This is a genomic window from Micromonospora sp. NBRC 110009 (assembly GCF_030518795.1).
GTDB lineage: Bacteria > Actinomycetota > Actinomycetes > Mycobacteriales > Micromonosporaceae > Micromonospora.
In genome coordinates this window covers 6,167,244-6,182,779 of sequence record NZ_CP130427.1, presented here as the reverse complement: position 1 = coordinate 6,182,779, position 15,536 = coordinate 6,167,244, and the positions used below count along the sequence as shown (strand labels likewise).

Below are 15,536 nucleotides of genomic sequence, written 5' to 3'. Positions count from 1 at the left end.
CGGCCGGGTGTCCCGAAGCCGCGCCGGGAGCCCGGCCATGAAGATCGGGATTCTCTCCTACCACTTCCCGCCGGAGCCGGCCTTCATCCCGGGCAGCCTGGCCGAGGAGTTGGCCACCCGGGGCCACGAGGTGCGGGTGCTGACCGGCTTTCCGGACTACCCGGGCGGGCACGTCTATCCGGGCTGGCGGCAACGCTGGCGGCACCAGACGCACAGCGAGCGGCTGACCGTCCGCCGGGTGCCCCGGTACGCCGCCGGCGATGGCTCCGCCAAGGCACGGATGGCCAGCTGGCTCTCCTTCGCGGGCAGCGTGGCCCTGACCGGCCGGCGCTACCTCAGCGATGTCGACGCCCTCTACGTCTTCCAACTCCCGGCGGTCACCTTCGCCGCCGCCGGCCTGCTGCGGCTGCTCGGCAGGGTGCCGACCGTGCTGCACGTGCAGGACGTCTGGCCGGAGGAGGAGCCGGCCCGGGCGGGTGAGACCCGCCGGTGGTCGGGCCGGCTGGACGCCACCATGCGCCGCATCTACCAGGAGGCCGGGGCGGTCGCCGTCACCGCGCCGTCGATGCGCGACCTGGTGGTGTCCGGCGGGGCCGACCCGGATCGGGTGCGGGTGGTGCTGAACTGGACCGACGAGCGCATCTTCCGGCCGACCGAGCCGAGCCAGGCCGCCCGCCGGCTGATCCGCCGGGACGGCCGGTGCGTGGTGATGCACGCCGGCACGATCGGCGTACGCCAGGGCCTGGAGACCGCGGTGCGGGCGGCGGCCGCGGTGGAGGACCGGATGGACCTGGTCCTGGTCGGCTCGGGAGCGGAGGAGCGGCGGGTGCGGGGGCTCGCGGCCGATCTCAAGGCGGGAAACGTCCGGTTCGTGGAGCGGCGCTCGCCGCTGGACATGCCAGAGCTCTACGCGGCGGCCGACTACCAGTTGGTGATGCTGCGGGACCTGCCGGAGCTGCGCGGCATGGTGCCCGGGAAGCTCCAGGCCGCGCTCTCCTGCGCCACCCCGGTGGTCGCCTCGGCCGGCGGGGACACGGTGGAGCTCGTGGAGCGGGCCCGGGCGGGGCTGTCCTGCCCGCCGGAGGACTGGGCCGCACTGGCGGACCGGTTCTGGTTGGCCTCGGCGATCCCGCCCGCGGCCCGGGTGGACATGGGTCAGCGGGGGCGGGACGCCTACCTGCGGGAGATGTCGCTGCGGGCCGGTGTCGACCGGATCGAGGAGCTGCTCCACGACGTCTCGGCGGGGACCGCCCGAACGGGTCGGTAGCGCCTCGCCGCAGGGGCACGGCGCCGGCAACCTCACCGTGGAATGCCGGCTGCTCTCCCTGGCCCGGCACCGCACAATGGCCGGGTGAGCGCGGGCGAGGTGTGGACCGAGCGGCAGGGACTTGTGGTGCTGCCCGGCGGGGCCGCCGTCCGCGGTCGGCGCCTCGGCGCGCCGCCGCCCGGACCCGCCGACTTCGCCCTGCTGCTGGCGCCCGGGCCGGCACCGGCCTGGCCGCACCGGCGGATCCGCTGGCCCGACTTCTGGCTGCCGCGCGATCCGGTGGACGCGCTGGACGCCCTGCGGGAGGCGTGGCGGCGGGCGTACGCCGGCCAGCGGGTGGAGGTCTCCTGCCGGGGCGGCGTCGGCCGGACCGGCACCGCACTGGCCGCGCTCGCCGTCCTCGACGGGATGAGTCCGGAACAGGCGGTCGCCTGGGTGCGCGCGCACCACCACCCCCGCGCCGTGGAGACGCCCTGGCAGCGCCGGTGGCTGCGCCGGGTCGGCGGAACCGACCGGTGACCGGTGGGCCTGGCGCCCCGCTGACCGTCCTCGGCCTGTCCGGCCGGTCACCTTGCGCGGTCGCCTCGTCGACCTGCCGTAGCGGACGTGACCGGTGCCACCGGGCCACGATCTTGCCGGTTAGTCTCCCTGGTCATGAGAGCTCGGGTCCTGGCCGCCGCCACCGCCGGCGTCCTCCTGGGCACCGGCACGGCCGTCCCGGCCGCGCACGCCGCGCCGCCCGCGCCCGCCCGGCACGCCGCCCCCGCCCCGGTGCCCTGTCCCCGGGCGCCCGCCCCGAAGGTCTCCCGGCCGCCCCGGCCCGTGCCGCCGAAGGCCGTGCCGGCGGACCGCGTCGTCGGCGGCGCGCGCCTCGACACCCCCGGGCTGGTCACGCCCGACGGCGCGCCCGCCCCGCCCGCCGTCACCGCGACGTCCTGGCTGGTCGCCGACCTCGACACCGGCGCCGTGCTGGGGGCCTGCGGCCCGCACGAGTACGGCACCCCGGCCAGCACCCAGAAGCTGCTGCTGGCGGCCACCATGCTGCCCCGGCTCGACCCGAAGCAGGTGGTCACGGTCACCCGGGGCGACCTGAACATCGCCCGGGGCAGCTCGGCCGTCGGCCTGCTCGTCGGCGGCAGGTACACCGTCGAGACGGTCTGGCTGGGGTTGCTGCTCAACTCCGGCAACGAGGCGGCCAACCTGCTGGCCCGGCTCGGCGGCGGGGCCGACGGCGTGGCCGGCGGGGTCCGCGCGATGAACGAGGAGGCCCAGCGCCTCGGCGCCCGGCAGACCCATGCCGTCACCCCGTCGGGGCTGGACGGCAAGGGGCAGTTCACCAGCGCGTACGACCTCGCGCTGATCGGCCGGGCCTGCTTCGCCAACCCGCTGTTCCGCCGCTACACGCTGACCGAGCGGACCCAGATCCCCGCCCAGCCGGCCCTGAAGAAGGGCGGCTTCCAGATCCAGAACGAGAACCAGCTCATCTACCGCTACCCCGGCGCCCTCGGCGGCAAGACCGGCTTCACGGAGCTGGCCCGGCACAGCTACGTCGGCGCCGCCCAGCGCGGCGGCCGCCGCCTGGTGGTCACCCTGCTCGGCGCCGAGGCCCGTCCGGTACGCGGCTGGCAGCAGGGTGCCCAGCTGCTCGACTGGGGGTTCGCCCTGCCGCGGGACGCCTCGGTGGGCCGGTTGGTCGAGCCCGGCGAGCTGGCGGCGGAGGCCGCCCCGAGCGGTTCCCCGACCGCCCCCACGCCGGCCTCGCCGCCGGAATGGCGGGGGCCGGCCGGGACCGCCCTGCGGCGGATGGCCGACGGCGACTGGAGCGTCATCGTGCCCGTCTCCGGCCTCCTCGCGCTGACCGTCGGGGGTCTCGTCGCGGCACTCGCCGCCCGCCGCCGGTCCCGCCGGTCCGGCCGCCGCCGCGCCTGACCCGCCGGGTCGACCGGCCGGGCGGATCGCCCGCGTTGCCGCCCGGGACGGCGCCCGGCCGCCCTATGGTCGACCCATGCGGGACAGCGGGGCGGCCGCCGGGACGACGGGCGCGGCCGCGCGTCCCAGGGTCGCTCGTCCGCCGACCGTACGCTGACTCCGGCGATGCCTCGGAGCCACCGTCCGTCCCCGGCGCTGGTCCTCGGCCTGGTCGTCTCCGGCGCGCTGTTCACGCTGGTCAGCTCCTGGGCCCGACACCGGCCGCCGGGCCGCTGGGAGCGGGACCTCTTCGTGCTGGTCAACCAGCTGCCCGGACCGGTCGGTCCGGTGCTGCTGCTGGTGATGCAGCTCGGCGCGTACCCGGCGATCCTGGTCGCGGCGGTCGGCGCGGTGGCCGCCCGGCAGTGGCGGCTGGCCCGCGACCTGCTGATCGCGGGCAACCTGGCCTACTGGGCGGCCGCGCTCGCCAAGCTGCTGGTCGCCCGGGCCCGCCCGGCCGGCTTCCTGGCCGACGTCCGGTTCCACGAGGCCGTCGGCGGGCGTTTCGGCTACCCCTCCGGCCACGTGGCGGTGGCCACCGCGCTGGCGGTGGTGCTCGCCCCGGCCGTGCCCCGCCGGCTGCGCGGGCTGCTGTGGCTGGCGGTGGCCCTCGTCGCGACGGCCCGGCTCTACGTCGGCGCGCACCTGCCCGTCGACGTGCTGGGCGGCTTCCTGGCCGGCTGGTTCGCCGCCAGCCTCACCCGGGTGGCCGTCGGAGACGTGGGCCCCCGCGGCACGGCGGGGCGGCTGCGGCAGGTTCTCCTCGGCCTTGGCATCGAGGCGGCCGAGCTGACCCCGGTCGCCGGGGACGCCCGGGGTTCCCGCCCCTGGCAGGTCACCACCACCGGCGGGCGGCGCCGCTTCGTCAAGGTCACCGGCGGCAGCCAGCGGGACGCGGACTGGCTCTACACGCTCTACCGCCGGCTGCGCTACCGGGGCATCGCCGACGAGCCACCGTACCTGACCGCGAAGCAGAAGTGCACGCACGAGGCGTACCTGCTGATGCGCGCCGAGCGGGCCGGCGTGCGTACGCCCCGGCTGGTCACCACCGCCACCGACCCCGGCGGGGACGCCCTGCTGGTGCAGGAATTCGCGCCGGGCCGGCCGCTCGACGCGCTCGACCCGGCCGAACTGGACCGGGACACGCTCGACGACGTCTGCCGGCAGGTGGCCCGGCTGCACCGGGCCGGCCTGGCCCACCGGGACCTGCGGGCGGCCAACCTGCTGGTCGCCGGTGCTACGGCCTGGCTGGTCGGCCTCAGCCACGGCACCGACGAGGCCACCGCCGACCAGCGGGCCCGCGACCTGGTGGAACTGCTGGTCACGCTGGCCGCGTTGGCCGGTGTGCCGGCGGCGGTCGACGCCGCGACCGGGCAGCTCGGCACCGGCCCGGTGGCCGACACCCTGCCCTGGCTGCAACCGGCCCTGCTGTCCCGCGCCGGCCGGGCGCTCGCCGACAGCCGGCCCGGCCTCCTCGACGACCTGCGGGACGAGATCGCCCGGCGCTGCCCCGGCCGGTCCGACCATCTCGCCCGCGTCGTCCGGATCACCCGGCGGGACGTGTTCCTCCTGGTCATGCTCGGCCTGTTGGTGCACTTCCTGCTGCCGCAGATCGGCGCGGTACGGGCCGCGCTGCACGCGGTCCTGCATGCCAACCCCCTCGCGGTGACCGGTGCGCTGCTCGCCTCGGCCGCCACCTACCTGCTCAGCGCCGAGGCGCTGCGGCTCGCCGCCGCCAGCCGGCTGCCGCCGGGCCGGACCCTCGCGGTCCAGTTCGCCGCGTCCTTCGTCAACCCGCTCGCCCCGGGCGCGCTCGGCGGTGCGGCGCTGACCGTCCGCTATCTGCGCCAGCAGGGGCTGACGGTGCCGGCCGCGGCCACCGCGGTCGCCGTGGACCGGGTCGCCGGCGTGCTCGGCGTCGCGCTGCTGCTGCCCGTCCTGCTGCCGTTCGCCCGGGGCACCCGCCGCCATCTGGCGAGCGCCGCGACCGGGCGCGGGCTGGCCGTGCTGCTGACCGTGCTGGCGGTGCTGCTGCTGGCCGCCGTGGTGTTCGCCGTACCCCGGTGGCGGACCCGGGTGCGCGCGGCCCGGCGGCAGGCGGTGGAGGCGCTGCGTGCGCTCGCCCGCAGCGGTCGGATCGTCCCGCTGCTGGCGGTGAGCGTGGCGCTCACCCTCGCCTACGCCGCGGCGTTCTGGCTGGCCCTGCTCGGCGTCGGCCTGCCGGCCGACCCGGCGCTGATCGCGCCGGTGGTGCTGGTCTGCATAGTGGGGGAGGGGTTGTCGACGGCGGCGCCGACCCCCGGCGGCCTGGGCGCCACCGAGGCGGCCCTGGTCTCCGGCCTGCTGCTCTACGGCGTGCGGCCGGAGACCGCGGTCGCCGGCGTGCTGGTCTACCGGCTGGCCACCTTCTGGCTGCCGGTGCTGCCCGGCTACGTGGCGCTGCGCGGGCTGGTGCGTCGACACGCCGTCTGAGGGCGGAACCGGCCAAGCGTGGATGCCGTGACCTCGGGTAAGCGCCGCGGCATGGAGTGCCCGGGACGCATTCTGGTCGTCTCCGCGGACATCGGCGCCGGCCACGACGCGGCCGCCGCCGAGCTGGCGCGGCGGCTGCGCGGCCGGGGCTTCCTGGTGGACCGGATGAACCTGCTGGAAATACTGCCGCGCCCGGCGCACCGGGCGATAAGGGAGGCGTACCGGGGCGTCCTGCGGTGGCTGCCGTGGGGCTACGAGCTGCTCTTCGTGCTGACCCGCCGGTCCCGGTTGTCCGTATCGGTACTCCGTATGCTGCTCCGGCCGGTTCGGCGCCGGATGCGCCGGTCGATCCCCCCGGACACCCGGGCGGTGGTGACCACCTACCCGTTCGCCAACCAGCTCCTCGGACCGCTGCGCCGGCAGGGACGGCTGGCCGTCCCGGTCATCACCTACGTGACCGATTTCGTCGTCCACCCCACCTGGCTCTCCCCGGGCGTGGACGTCTACTGCGCGATCCGGCACGCCGAGACGGAACCGGCCGACGGCATCGACGTCACCGTGGTGCAGCCGCTGGTCTCCCGGGCCTTCGCCGTCCCGGCCGCCACCGACCGCCGGCGCGCCCGGCGGCGCTTCGGCCTGCCCCCGGACGACCGGCTGGCGCTGATCGTGGCGGGCGCCTGGGGCACCGGCGACGTCGAGCGGACGGTCGCGGAGATCCGGGCGACCGGCTGCGTCCGCCCGGTCGTGGTGTGCGGGCGCAACGCGGAGCTCCACCAGCGGCTGCGGGCCCACCACGAGCACGTGTTCGGCTGGGTGGACGACATGCCGACGCTGATGCGCGCGGTGGACGTGGTGGTCGAGAACGCCGGCGGCCTGACCTGCCAGGAGGCGCTCGCCTGCGGCGTGCCGGTGGTGACCTACCGGCCGCTGCCCGGGCACGGCCGGGCGAACGCCTCGATCCTCGCCCGGTCCGGCCTCACCCGATGGGTGTCCGGGCCCGACCAGTTGGGCTCGGTGCTGGCCGCGCTGGTCGGCGACGGCCGCCCGGGCGATCGCCCCCGCCGGGTGGACGGCCGGACGCCGCACACCGTGGATGCGGGCGGCGAGCGGGCCGATCCGGCACACCTCGTCGCGGAGGCGGCGAGCCGGGCCGGCAGCGCCGGCGTGGACGAACGCAACCGCCGAGCCCTGGTCGACTCGGTCGGCGACGCGGTGGCCGTGGTCGCCGCGCTGCTCCAGTCCACCGGCGGACTCCGGTGAACCGTGGCTCCCGCTGGGCCCTGGGCGGGCTGGCGCTTCCGCTGCTGCACCTGGCGCCGGCCCTGACCGCGGTGCCGGCGGTCCGGGCGCGGTTCCTGCCCGGCCTGCACGGCCTCGGCCGGCCGGACCGGGTCGCCCTCACCTTCGATGATGGGCCCGACCCGGAGTCCACGCCACGGTTCCTGGAGGTGCTCGCCGCCCACCGGGTGCGGGCCACCTTCTTCCTGCTCGGCGCGATGCTGCGCCGCTCACCCGACCTCGGCCGCCGGCTCGCCGACGCCGGTCACGAGGTGGCGGTGCACGGTTGGGAGCACCGCAACCTGCTGCTGCGCGGGCCGGTGGCGACCGTACGCGACCTCGGCCGGGCCACGGCCGTGATCACCGAGGTGACCGGGCGGACGCCCCGCTTCCTGCGTCCGCCGTACGGCGTGCTCACCGGGGCGACGCTGGTGGCGGCGCGCCGGCTGCGGCTGGAGCCGGTGCTGTGGAGCTGCTGGGGTCGGGACTGGACCCGGTCGGCCACCGGCGACACGGTGTACGGGACGGTCCGGGCCGGCCTCTCCGGCGGGGGCACCATCCTGCTGCACGACTCCTCGTGCACCGCCGTCCCGGGTGCCTGGCGGGCCGCGCTGGCCGCCCTGCCACGGCTGCTGTCCGAGTGCCACCGTCAGGGCTGGACGGTCGGTCCGCTCGGCGAGCACCGGGACCCCGCCCGGTGATCCGGGCGGTGGCGCCGCGCCGCGCGCGGCTCATTCGCCCCGCAGGGACGGCCGGATGTCGGCGTACCGGATGGTCTCCACGACGATCAGCGCGGCGAGGATGAGCGCCAGGCCGGTGAGCCCGACCAGCGGTGGCAGCACCGCGGCGGCCGGCAGCCAGGCCAGCAGCGCGAGCATGGTGACGAACCGCCCGACGTGCAGCGCATAGTGCATGCGGTTGGCGAAGGCCAGGTGCCCCGCCAGGTAGAGCGCCGTTCCGCCGCACAGCGCGGCGGCGTAGAAGACGCCCAGTGGTCGGTGTTCGCCGGCGTGCGCGAGCACGCCCTCGACGCCGAGCGCCGCGAGGACGATGCCGGCCACGATCGGGAAGTGACCGTAGGTGTACGCCTCGGCGGCGAGGATCGTCCGGGCCTGGCCCTGCGCCTCCCGGAACCGGTGCTCGTAGGCCGGCGACACGAGGTCGAAGTAGAGCCACCACAGGCCGATGGCGACGGCGATGCCCAGCACGGCCGCCACCAGGATCGGGGTGCTGACCGGCTGGTTGGTGGCCCCGACCCCGAGGGCGAGGATCGACTCGCCGATCGCCAGGATGACGAACAGCCCGTGCCGCTCGGTCCAGTGGGTGGCGCTGTGGATCCGCCAGTTGCCGCGGCGGGAGGTGAGGTAGACGACGCCCCAGTCGACGGCCAGTGCGGCGGCGAAGAACAGCGTCTGCCGCCAGCCGCCGAGCAGGACCCCCACCAGTAGCAGGGCGGCACCGGCCGCGGTGGGGACCCAGGTGATCGCGAGTTGGTGGCGCAGGCCCGGGTCGCCGGCCGCCGCCACCGAGTAGACGACCAGGTGTACGCACCGGACGATGAGGTAGGCGCAGACGAGCACCAGCGGGCCGTACAGGCCGCCCGGCGCGTCGTGCCACGCCTCGGGGATGGTCAGGTCGACGACGAAGATGGCCGCCATCGCCACCGACATGGCCGCCCGCAGCAGGCCCTGGTCCGCCCGCGCCTGGTTGCCGAGCCAGCTGTACCCGGACCAGGTCCACCAGAGCAAGGCGAGCAGCAGCAGGCCCTGGACCAGCCCGGGCGCGCTGTGGGCGTGCGCCATGTACTCGGAGACGCGGGTGATCGCGAAGACGTACACCAGGTCGAACAGCAGCTCGAACCGGGTCACGGTCTGGCCCTCGCCGGTCGGGCTGACCGGGAAGCGGAGCCCACGGCGGCGTCGGCCGCCAGCCCCGTCCGACATGGCACGTCACCCCCCCTCCGGCCACCGCTGTCCACGGTCTGGACGCTACGTCCAGCGGGGCCGGCCGGGGAGCTTCTGCCCGCACCCGGCACGAGCGGAACTCGCCGGCCCGGCTCGGCCCGGTCCCGACGCCCTGGTGTGGCGCCGACGTCAGCGGGTAGCCAGGCGGCGCAACGCACCCGCGAACCGCTCGTGCGCCACGACGTTGGGGGAGGCATGGGCGCCAGGACGTTCATCGTGGTAGGGGGAACCAGCGGCCTCGGTCAGGAGGTCGCCCGCCGGCTCGTGGCGGAGGACCAGGTGGTGATCTTCGGCGACGTGGCGAGCGAGGTGGCCGCGACGGCCGACGACCTCGGCTGCACCGGGATCGCCTGCGACATCTCCCTCTATCCAGAGGTCCGGGACGCCTTCGCCGAGGTGGTGCAGCGCCACGGCGGGATCGACGGGGTGGCCGACTGTGCCTCAATGTGGGGCGGCGGTGACCTGGCCGAGCTGTCCCCGGAGCGGATCCGCCGGGTGGTCGAGGTCAACGCGCTGGGCACCACGTACGTGCTCCGGGAGGCGCTGCACCACCTGCACCGGCAGGGCTTCGGCAACGTCGTCTACGTCGGCGCGCTGGCGGTGACCAAGCCGCGCCCCGGCATCCCGCTCTACCGGGCCACCAAGAGCTACGGCAACAGCCTGGTGGAGTCCCTGGCCGAGGCGCAGCACAGCAACCGGATCAAGGTGATGCAGCTGCATCCCGGTCCGATGCCGACCCGGCTGCAGGAGCGGGTCGGCGACCGGTTCCTCGACGAGGTGTACGCCCTGCCCGAGCAGGTCGCCGCCGAGGTCGTACGACTGCTCCGGCTGGCCCCCGACGCGCTCTACGTCTCCGGAGAGCAGGTGCTGCGCGCGGACGGGCGATGGTGACCGCGGTCGACCCCGGCGCCGAGCCCTCGGTCTCGGCGTGGTCGCCGCTGCGCACGGCGACCTACCGCAGCCTGTGGCTGGCCCTGCTCGCGGCGAACATCGGCACCTGGATGCAGACGGTCGGCGCCCAGTGGCTGCTGGTGCACCAGGCCAACGCCTCCACCCTGGTCGCCCTGGTGCAGACCGCCAGCCTGCTGCCGATGCTGCTGCTGGCCCTGCCGGCCGGTGCGCTGGCGGACACCTTCGACCGCCGGCACCTGCTGATCGCCGTCCAACTGTTCCTGGTGGCGGTGGCCGCGGGGCTGACCGTGCTCACGGCGACCGGCCGGATGCCGCCGGCGCTGCTGCTCACCCTCACCTTCGCCTTCGGCGTGGGCCAGGCGCTCACCCTGCCGGCGTGGGCCGCGGTGATCCCGGAGCTGGTGCCACGCGCGCAGCTGCGCGCGGCGTCGGCGCTCGGCTCGATCAGCGTCAACGTGGCCCGGGCCGTCGGTCCGGCCGCCGCCGGTGTGCTCATCTCGCAGGTGGGCGTGGCCCCGGTGTTCGGCTTCAACGCGGTGGCGTTCCTGGTCTTCGCGCTGGCGCTGGTCCGGTGGCGGCCTGGGGACGCCAACACGGTGGAGGTGCCGGAGCGGTTCACCGCGGCGCTGCGCGCCGGTGGCCGCTACGTGCGGCACTCGCCGATCGTGCGCCGGCTGCTGCGCCGCGCGCTGGTCTTCGTGATCCCGGCCAGCGCGCTGTGGGCACTGCTGCCGCTGGTGGCGAGCCGCCGGCTCGGCCTGAACTCCAGCGGGTACGGCCTGCTGCTGGCCGCGCTCGGGGTGGGCGCCATCCTGGGTGCCCTGCTGATGCCGCGGATCCGCACCCTGATCAGCCCGAACCGGTTCCTGCTGCTGGCCGGGGCCATGTACGGGGTGACCCTGATCGTCGTGGCCTCGGTCCGCAGCGTCCCGGTGGTGCTGGTCGCGCTGCTGCCGGCCGGGGTGGCCTGGGTGACCGTGCTCGCCAACGTCAACGCGGAGATCCAGCTCTTCCTGCCCGGCTGGGTACGCGCCCGCGGTCTCGCCGTCTACCAGGTGGTCCAGGGCGGGGGGCAGGCCGTCGGCGCCCTGATCTGGGGTGTGGTCGCCGACGTCGGCGGGCTGGTCGGCGCCTTCCTGGTGGCGGCCGCGTTGATGCTCGTCGGGGCGGTGACGTCGCAGATCTGGCCGCTGCCCGACCTGCGGGGAATGGTCAAGGACCCGACCGCCTACCGGCCGCCCCTCTCGCTGGCGCTGCAGCCCGATCCCCGGGTCGGGCCGGTGCTGGTGACCGTCACCTACACCATCCAGCCGCAGCAGGAGTCCGAGTTCCTGGAGGCGATGGAGCATGTCCGGGGGGCGCGGCAGCGTACCGGGGCGATGCGCTGGGGGCTGTTCCGTGCCGGCGAGACACCGGACGAGTTCACCGAGGTCTACCTGGTGCCGTCCTGGGACGAGCATCTGCGCCAGCACGGTGGCCGGCTGACCGAGGCGGACCAGCGGGCCGAGGAGCGGGCGCGGGACCTGTCCGAGTGCACCCCGGCGGTGCGGCACCTGCTGCCGGCCGCCGCCGAGTGGACGGCCGCCGCCGGTTCGCCGATGCCGGGCTCCGGGTGATCCCGGCGGCCTCGGGCAGCCTAGCGATCGCCTCCGGCCACCGGACGTGAACGCCCGAGCAGGCGACCCGATCGGGTCGGCCTGGTTAGCCTCCGGGGACATGAGAGGCCTGCCCACGGCGCTCGCCGCCGCCCTGCTTGTGGCGGCGCTGGCCCTCCCGACGCCCGCCCTGGCGGCGGCCCGGGCCGGCGCGTCGACCGCCCGGAGCGGCCGGACCGGGCTGCCGGCCGGCCCGCCGCCCTGCCCCAACGTGCCCGCACCGGCGACCCCTCCGCCGCAGCCACCGCCGCCGGCCGACCCGGCGGCGCGGGCCGTCGGCGGGGCGGCGCTGGCCACCGACGGGCTGGTCGTCCCACCGGCGACGCCCGCTCCGCCGGCCGTCACCGCGACCTCCTGGCTGGTTGCCGACCTGGACAGCGGCGCGGTGCTCGGCGGCTGCGGGCCGCACGAGTACGGGGTCCCGGCCAGCGTGCAGAAGCTGCTGCTGGCGGCGACGATGCTGCCGAGGCTCAACCCGCACCAGGAGGTGACCGTGACCGCCGAGGACCTGGCCATCGAGCCGGGCAGCTCGGCGGTCGGGCTGGCCGAGGGCGGGCGGTACCGGATCGAGACGATCTGGCTGGGCCTGCTGCTCAAGTCCGGCAACGAGGCGGCCAACGCCCTGGCCCGGCTCGGTGGCGGCCCGGACGGGCAGGCCGGGGGCGTACGCGCGATGAACGAGGAGGCCCGCCGGCTCGGCGCGCTGCAGACCCACGCCGTCACCCCGTCCGGCCTGGACGCGCCCGGCCAGTTCACCAGCGCGTACGACCTGGCGTTGATCGCCCGCGCCTGCTTCGCCGATCCGGCCTTCCGGCGCTACACCGCCACCCGGACGGCGGAGATCCCCGGCCAGCTGGCACTGCATGAGAAGCCGTTCCAGATCCAGAACGACAACCAGCTGCTGACCCACTACCCGGGCGCGCTGGGCGGCAAGACCGGCTTCACCGACCTGGCCCGACACACGTACGTCGGCGCGGCCGAGCGGGGCGGACGGCGGCTCGTGGTGACCCTGCTCGGCGCGGAGATCCCCATCCAGCGCGGCTGGCAGCAGGGCGCCGCCCTGCTCGACTGGGGTTTCGGGCTGCCCCGGAACGCCTCGGTCGGCCGGCTGGTGGGACCCGGCGAGCTCAGCTCGGCCAGCCCGGCGCCGACGGTGGCGGCGTCGGCGCTCGCCGGCGGCGCCGGGCTGCACGGGACCGCCTCCGGGGCCGGCGGCGGCTGGCCGGGCACCGCCCCGTCGGTGGGGGTCGGTGTCGTGCTGGTGGCCGGGGGAGCGGTGCTGTTGGCGCGCCGCCGCCGGCACGCCACCGCCCTCGCCGCCATGCCGCCGCCGGCGGGCCCGCCGGCCGCGAAACGTCCGGAGGACGGCTGAGCGGCCGGCCGGTCGGGTCAGCGCTCGACGGCTGACCGGTTGCCGTCCCGGCGACCGGGCGAGCCTGGTAGACACGGCAGGGTGGGGAGCGGGAGACGAGCCGCAGCCGTCCTGGCGGTCCTGGCCACGGCGCTCGCCGCCGCCTGCCAGCGGCCCGCGCCCCGCCCGCCGCCGGCCCCGACGTCGGCCGCGCCGTCCGCCACCCCGCCGGGACCGCGCGCCCCGGCCGACTTCGTCGACCTCGCCGCCGCCGACCCGAGCATCCGCACCGAGATCCGGTACGCCACCGCGCACAACTTCGTCGGCCGGCCGGTCACCGGCTATCCGGCACCGCTCTGCCTGCTGACCAGGAAGGCGGCGGAGGCGCTGCACCGGGTGCAGGCCGCCGCACTCGCCCAGAACCGCAGCCTCAAGGTGTACGACTGCTACCGCCCACAGCGGGCGGTCGACGACTTCGTCGCCTGGGCGAAGCTGCCGGGGGAGCAGCAGATGAAGGGGGAGTTCTACCCCGACGAGCCCAAGACCCGGCTCTTCGCCGACGGCTACATCGGGGCGCCGACCGCACACAGCCGGGGCAGCACCCTCGACCTCACGCTGGTGCCGGTGCCCACCCCCGACCAGCCGGCCTACCTGCCGGGGCAGCCGCTGGTCCCGTGCACCGCGGCGGCCGGGCACCGCTTCCCCGACAACTCCGTCGACATGGGCACCGGATTCGACTGCTTCGACCCGCGCGCGCACACCGCCGACAGCCGGATCACCGGCGCCGCGCGGGACAACCGGCAGCTGCTCAAGCGGCTGATGACCGCGCAGGGGTTCGAGAACTACCCCCGGGAGTGGTGGCACTACCGCTACACCGACGAGCCGTACCCGGACACGTACTTCGACTTCCCGGTGGCCCGGTCCTCGCTCCGGTGAGCGCCGCCCCCGCCCGGCGGCGGCGCCCACCGGCGGCGGTCAGAGGATGCCGCGGGCGGCGAACGCGGCCCGGGTGGCGGCGGCGGCCTGGGTGCCGTAGAGCCGCTGCGCGGCGGCCACGGTGGCCAGCGCCGCGTCCCGGAACGTGGTGTCCTTGGCGAAGGCGAACTGTGCCTCCACGATCAGCGTGGTGGCCTTGCGGTCGCCGAGCGCGCTGCGGATGTCCCAGAGCGCGCGGGACCAGATCTCGCCGTCGGCGTGCACCTCGCCGCGCAGGTCGCCCGGGTAGACCTTGGTGCCGTCCAGGCGGCGCAGGCAGTGCGGGGCGCTGCGGGTGTAGGAGACGGAGTCCCAGTCGGCCACGCAGGCCTCCGGGGTCTTCGTCGGCACCCCGGTCGCCCAGCTGGTCACCGCGACCGCCAGGTAGTCGCCGAACGCCTCGCCGATCGCGCCGGACTCCAGGGTGGTGCCGAAGCCGGGCACCTGGCCGTCCTGCACCGAGTGGCCGTACTCGTGGACGATCACCTCGGCGTCCTCGGCGTCGTCCACCCCGCCCTTGCCGACGGTGATGTTGGCCTTGTCCTCGCGGAAGAACGAGTTGTCCCCGCCGTACTGGTTGACCCGCAGCTCGATCTGCCGCTGGTTGACCGGGCGCAGCGTGCTGCCGAAGCCCAACGACTGCAGGTACGCCTGGGCGGTGTTGACCCAGTGGTAGCCCATGACCTGCTCGAACTGGTCGGCGTCCCGGTGCCAGGCCGGGAAGGACCCGTCGACCGCGCGGGCCGGCGAGCCGGTCTCGCTCTTCACCACGACGTACTTTCCGGTGAGGGTGCCGGAGCCGTCCAGGTTGGTCAGCAGCACCGACCGGTACGCGCCGGCCAGCGCCGGGTAGTCCGCGTCCTTCTGGTCGGTCAGCGACTCGTCGCCGAGCTGTTGCACCGGGTTCGGGGCGAAGACCGTCGCGGTGGCGGTGTGGTCGTAGGAATCGCCGGCGGCCTGGACGGTCGTGCCGCCGGCGACCAGCGCCGCGCTGACCGCCGAGGCGACCAGCGCGGAGCGTCGGATGTGGGGGTTCATCAAGATCCCTTCGGAGGTGGATCGATGGGCTGAGACTAGGCTCGGCCGGGATCACTGCCAAGCAACCACGAGCAGGCCGGGCGGCCGGCGAGGAAGGACCACGTGGAGACCGAACGGATCGGGCCGCCGCTGGTGGCCGGGGAGCGGGAAATGCTGCGGGCCTTCCTCGACTTCCACCGGGCCACCCTGGAACTCAAGTGCGACGGGCTGTCCGACGAGGAGCTTCGCCGGCAGTCCTCCCCGCCGTCGACGCTGTCGCTGCTCGGCCTGGTCCGGCACATGGCCGAGGTGGAACGGCAGTGGTTCCGCCGGGTGATCAACGGCGAGGACATCCCGCTGGTCTGGTCGGAGACCGGTGACTTCCAGCAGGCGTACGACGCGGGGACCGCCGACGTCGCGACGGCCTTCGAGGCGTGGCGGCGCGAGGTGGAGCACGCCCGCCGCATCGAGCGCGACGCGGAGTCCCTCGACGTCACCGCGTGGAACGCGCGCTGGGCGGAGGACGTCTCGCTGCGCCTGGTGATGCTGCACATGATGCACGAGTACGCCCGGCACAACGGTCACGCGGACTTCCTCCGCGAGGCCGTCGACGGCACCGTCGGCGTCTGAGGGTCGCCGGCCCGCGCCCGGGTGTCCGAAGCCCGACGGAGGCCCAA

13 protein-coding genes are annotated in these 15,536 nt (G+C 75.7%); 11 read left to right on the top strand and 2 right to left on the bottom strand.

Translation table 11 applies throughout. The features are described from left to right. The first annotated feature begins 37 nt into the window (after positions 1-37). The 6 genes from Q2K19_RS29190 to Q2K19_RS29165 all read left to right on the top strand — a co-directional run bounded on the left by Q2K19_RS29190 (position 38) and on the right by Q2K19_RS29165 (position 7,686). Positions 38-1,267, top strand: a complete 1,230-nt coding sequence (locus Q2K19_RS29190; protein WP_302765325.1) for a glycosyltransferase family 4 protein — start codon at positions 38-40, stop codon at positions 1,265-1,267. 84 nt (positions 1,268-1,351) lie between these two features. Continuing rightward, entirely contained in the window at positions 1,352-1,786 is a 435-nt protein-coding gene (locus Q2K19_RS29185) for a protein-tyrosine phosphatase family protein (RefSeq protein WP_302765324.1), read from the top strand. Positions 1,787-1,921: 135 nt separating this feature from the next. Beyond that, complete coding sequence (locus Q2K19_RS29180; protein WP_302765323.1) at positions 1,922-3,196, top strand: D-alanyl-D-alanine carboxypeptidase family protein; 1,275 nt, start codon at positions 1,922-1,924, stop codon at positions 3,194-3,196. Between the two features lie 165 nt (positions 3,197-3,361). Next, entirely contained in the window at positions 3,362-5,707 is a 2,346-nt protein-coding gene (locus tag Q2K19_RS29175) for a lysylphosphatidylglycerol synthase domain-containing protein (RefSeq protein WP_302765322.1), read from the top strand. Between the two features lie 51 nt (positions 5,708-5,758). Then, a complete protein-coding gene (locus Q2K19_RS29170; protein ID WP_302772822.1) occupies positions 5,759-6,967 on the top strand; it encodes an MGDG synthase family glycosyltransferase in 1,209 nt (402 codons plus the stop codon). Beyond that, positions 6,964-7,686, top strand: a complete 723-nt coding sequence (locus Q2K19_RS29165) for a polysaccharide deacetylase family protein (protein ID WP_302765321.1) — start codon at positions 6,964-6,966, stop codon at positions 7,684-7,686. Before Q2K19_RS29170 ends, Q2K19_RS29165 begins: the two co-directional genes overlap by 4 nt. A gap of 30 nt (positions 7,687-7,716) precedes the next feature. Here Q2K19_RS29165 and Q2K19_RS29160 read toward each other — a convergent pair whose 3' ends face one another. Next, positions 7,717-8,928 (bottom strand): low temperature requirement protein A, encoded by a 1,212-nt coding sequence (locus Q2K19_RS29160; RefSeq protein WP_302765320.1) that lies wholly within the window; start codon positions 8,926-8,928, stop codon positions 7,717-7,719. A gap of 216 nt (positions 8,929-9,144) precedes the next feature. Here Q2K19_RS29160 and Q2K19_RS29155 point away from each other — a divergent pair, with 216 nt between their 5' ends. The 4 genes from Q2K19_RS29155 (at position 9,145) to Q2K19_RS29140 (ending at position 13,803) form a co-directional block, all read left to right on the top strand. Then, positions 9,145-9,840 carry an SDR family NAD(P)-dependent oxidoreductase gene (locus Q2K19_RS29155; protein WP_302765319.1) on the top strand — a complete coding sequence of 232 codons (696 nt, stop codon included), beginning with the start codon at positions 9,145-9,147 and terminating at the stop codon, positions 9,838-9,840. Further along, positions 9,834-11,477 carry an MFS transporter gene (locus tag Q2K19_RS29150; protein WP_302765318.1) on the top strand — a complete coding sequence of 548 codons (1,644 nt, stop codon included), beginning with the start codon at positions 9,834-9,836 and terminating at the stop codon, positions 11,475-11,477. The genes Q2K19_RS29155 and Q2K19_RS29150 overlap by 7 nt, the downstream gene beginning before the upstream one ends. Before the next feature lie 100 nt (positions 11,478-11,577). Continuing rightward, the gene (locus tag Q2K19_RS29145; protein ID WP_302765317.1) at positions 11,578-12,888 is read left to right on the top strand and encodes a D-alanyl-D-alanine carboxypeptidase family protein; all 1,311 of its coding nucleotides are present in this window, start codon (positions 11,578-11,580) and stop codon (positions 12,886-12,888) included. An 81-nt stretch (positions 12,889-12,969) separates the two neighbouring features. After that, complete coding sequence (locus tag Q2K19_RS29140) at positions 12,970-13,803, top strand: M15 family metallopeptidase (protein ID WP_302765316.1); 834 nt, start codon at positions 12,970-12,972, stop codon at positions 13,801-13,803. Between the two features lie 39 nt (positions 13,804-13,842). On the opposite strand, the gene Q2K19_RS29135 is transcribed toward Q2K19_RS29140, so the two are convergent. Next, a complete protein-coding gene (locus tag Q2K19_RS29135) occupies positions 13,843-14,880 on the bottom strand; it encodes a M4 family metallopeptidase (RefSeq protein WP_302765315.1) in 1,038 nt (345 codons plus the stop codon). A 102-nt stretch (positions 14,881-14,982) separates the two neighbouring features. Here Q2K19_RS29135 and Q2K19_RS29130 point away from each other — a divergent pair, with 102 nt between their 5' ends. Continuing rightward, a complete protein-coding gene (locus Q2K19_RS29130) occupies positions 14,983-15,489 on the top strand; it encodes a DinB family protein (RefSeq protein ID WP_302765314.1) in 507 nt (168 codons plus the stop codon). The last annotated feature ends 47 nt before the right edge of the window (positions 15,490-15,536 follow it).

Bases quoted from the DNA above. Each gene is read 5' to 3' on its own strand.
- Q2K19_RS29190 (WP_302765325.1), top strand. From the start codon at position 38: ATGAAGATCGGGATTCTCTCCTACCACTTCCCGCCGGAGCCGGCCTTC.
- Q2K19_RS29180 (WP_302765323.1), top strand. From the start codon at position 1,922: ATGAGAGCTCGGGTCCTGGCCGCCGCCACCGCCGGCGTCCTCCTGGGC.
- Q2K19_RS29175 (WP_302765322.1), top strand. From the start codon at position 3,362: ATGCCTCGGAGCCACCGTCCGTCCCCGGCGCTGGTCCTCGGCCTGGTC.
- Q2K19_RS29170 (WP_302772822.1), top strand. From the start codon at position 5,759: ATGGAGTGCCCGGGACGCATTCTGGTCGTCTCCGCGGACATCGGCGCC.
- Q2K19_RS29160 (WP_302765320.1), bottom strand. From the start codon at position 8,928: ATGTCGGACGGGGCTGGCGGCCGACGCCGCCGTGGGCTCCGCTTCCCG.
- Q2K19_RS29155 (WP_302765319.1), top strand. From the start codon at position 9,145: ATGGGCGCCAGGACGTTCATCGTGGTAGGGGGAACCAGCGGCCTCGGT.
- Q2K19_RS29150 (WP_302765318.1), top strand. From the start codon at position 9,834: ATGGTGACCGCGGTCGACCCCGGCGCCGAGCCCTCGGTCTCGGCGTGG.
- Q2K19_RS29145 (WP_302765317.1), top strand. From the start codon at position 11,578: ATGAGAGGCCTGCCCACGGCGCTCGCCGCCGCCCTGCTTGTGGCGGCG.
- Q2K19_RS29135 (WP_302765315.1), bottom strand. From the start codon at position 14,880: ATGAACCCCCACATCCGACGCTCCGCGCTGGTCGCCTCGGCGGTCAGC.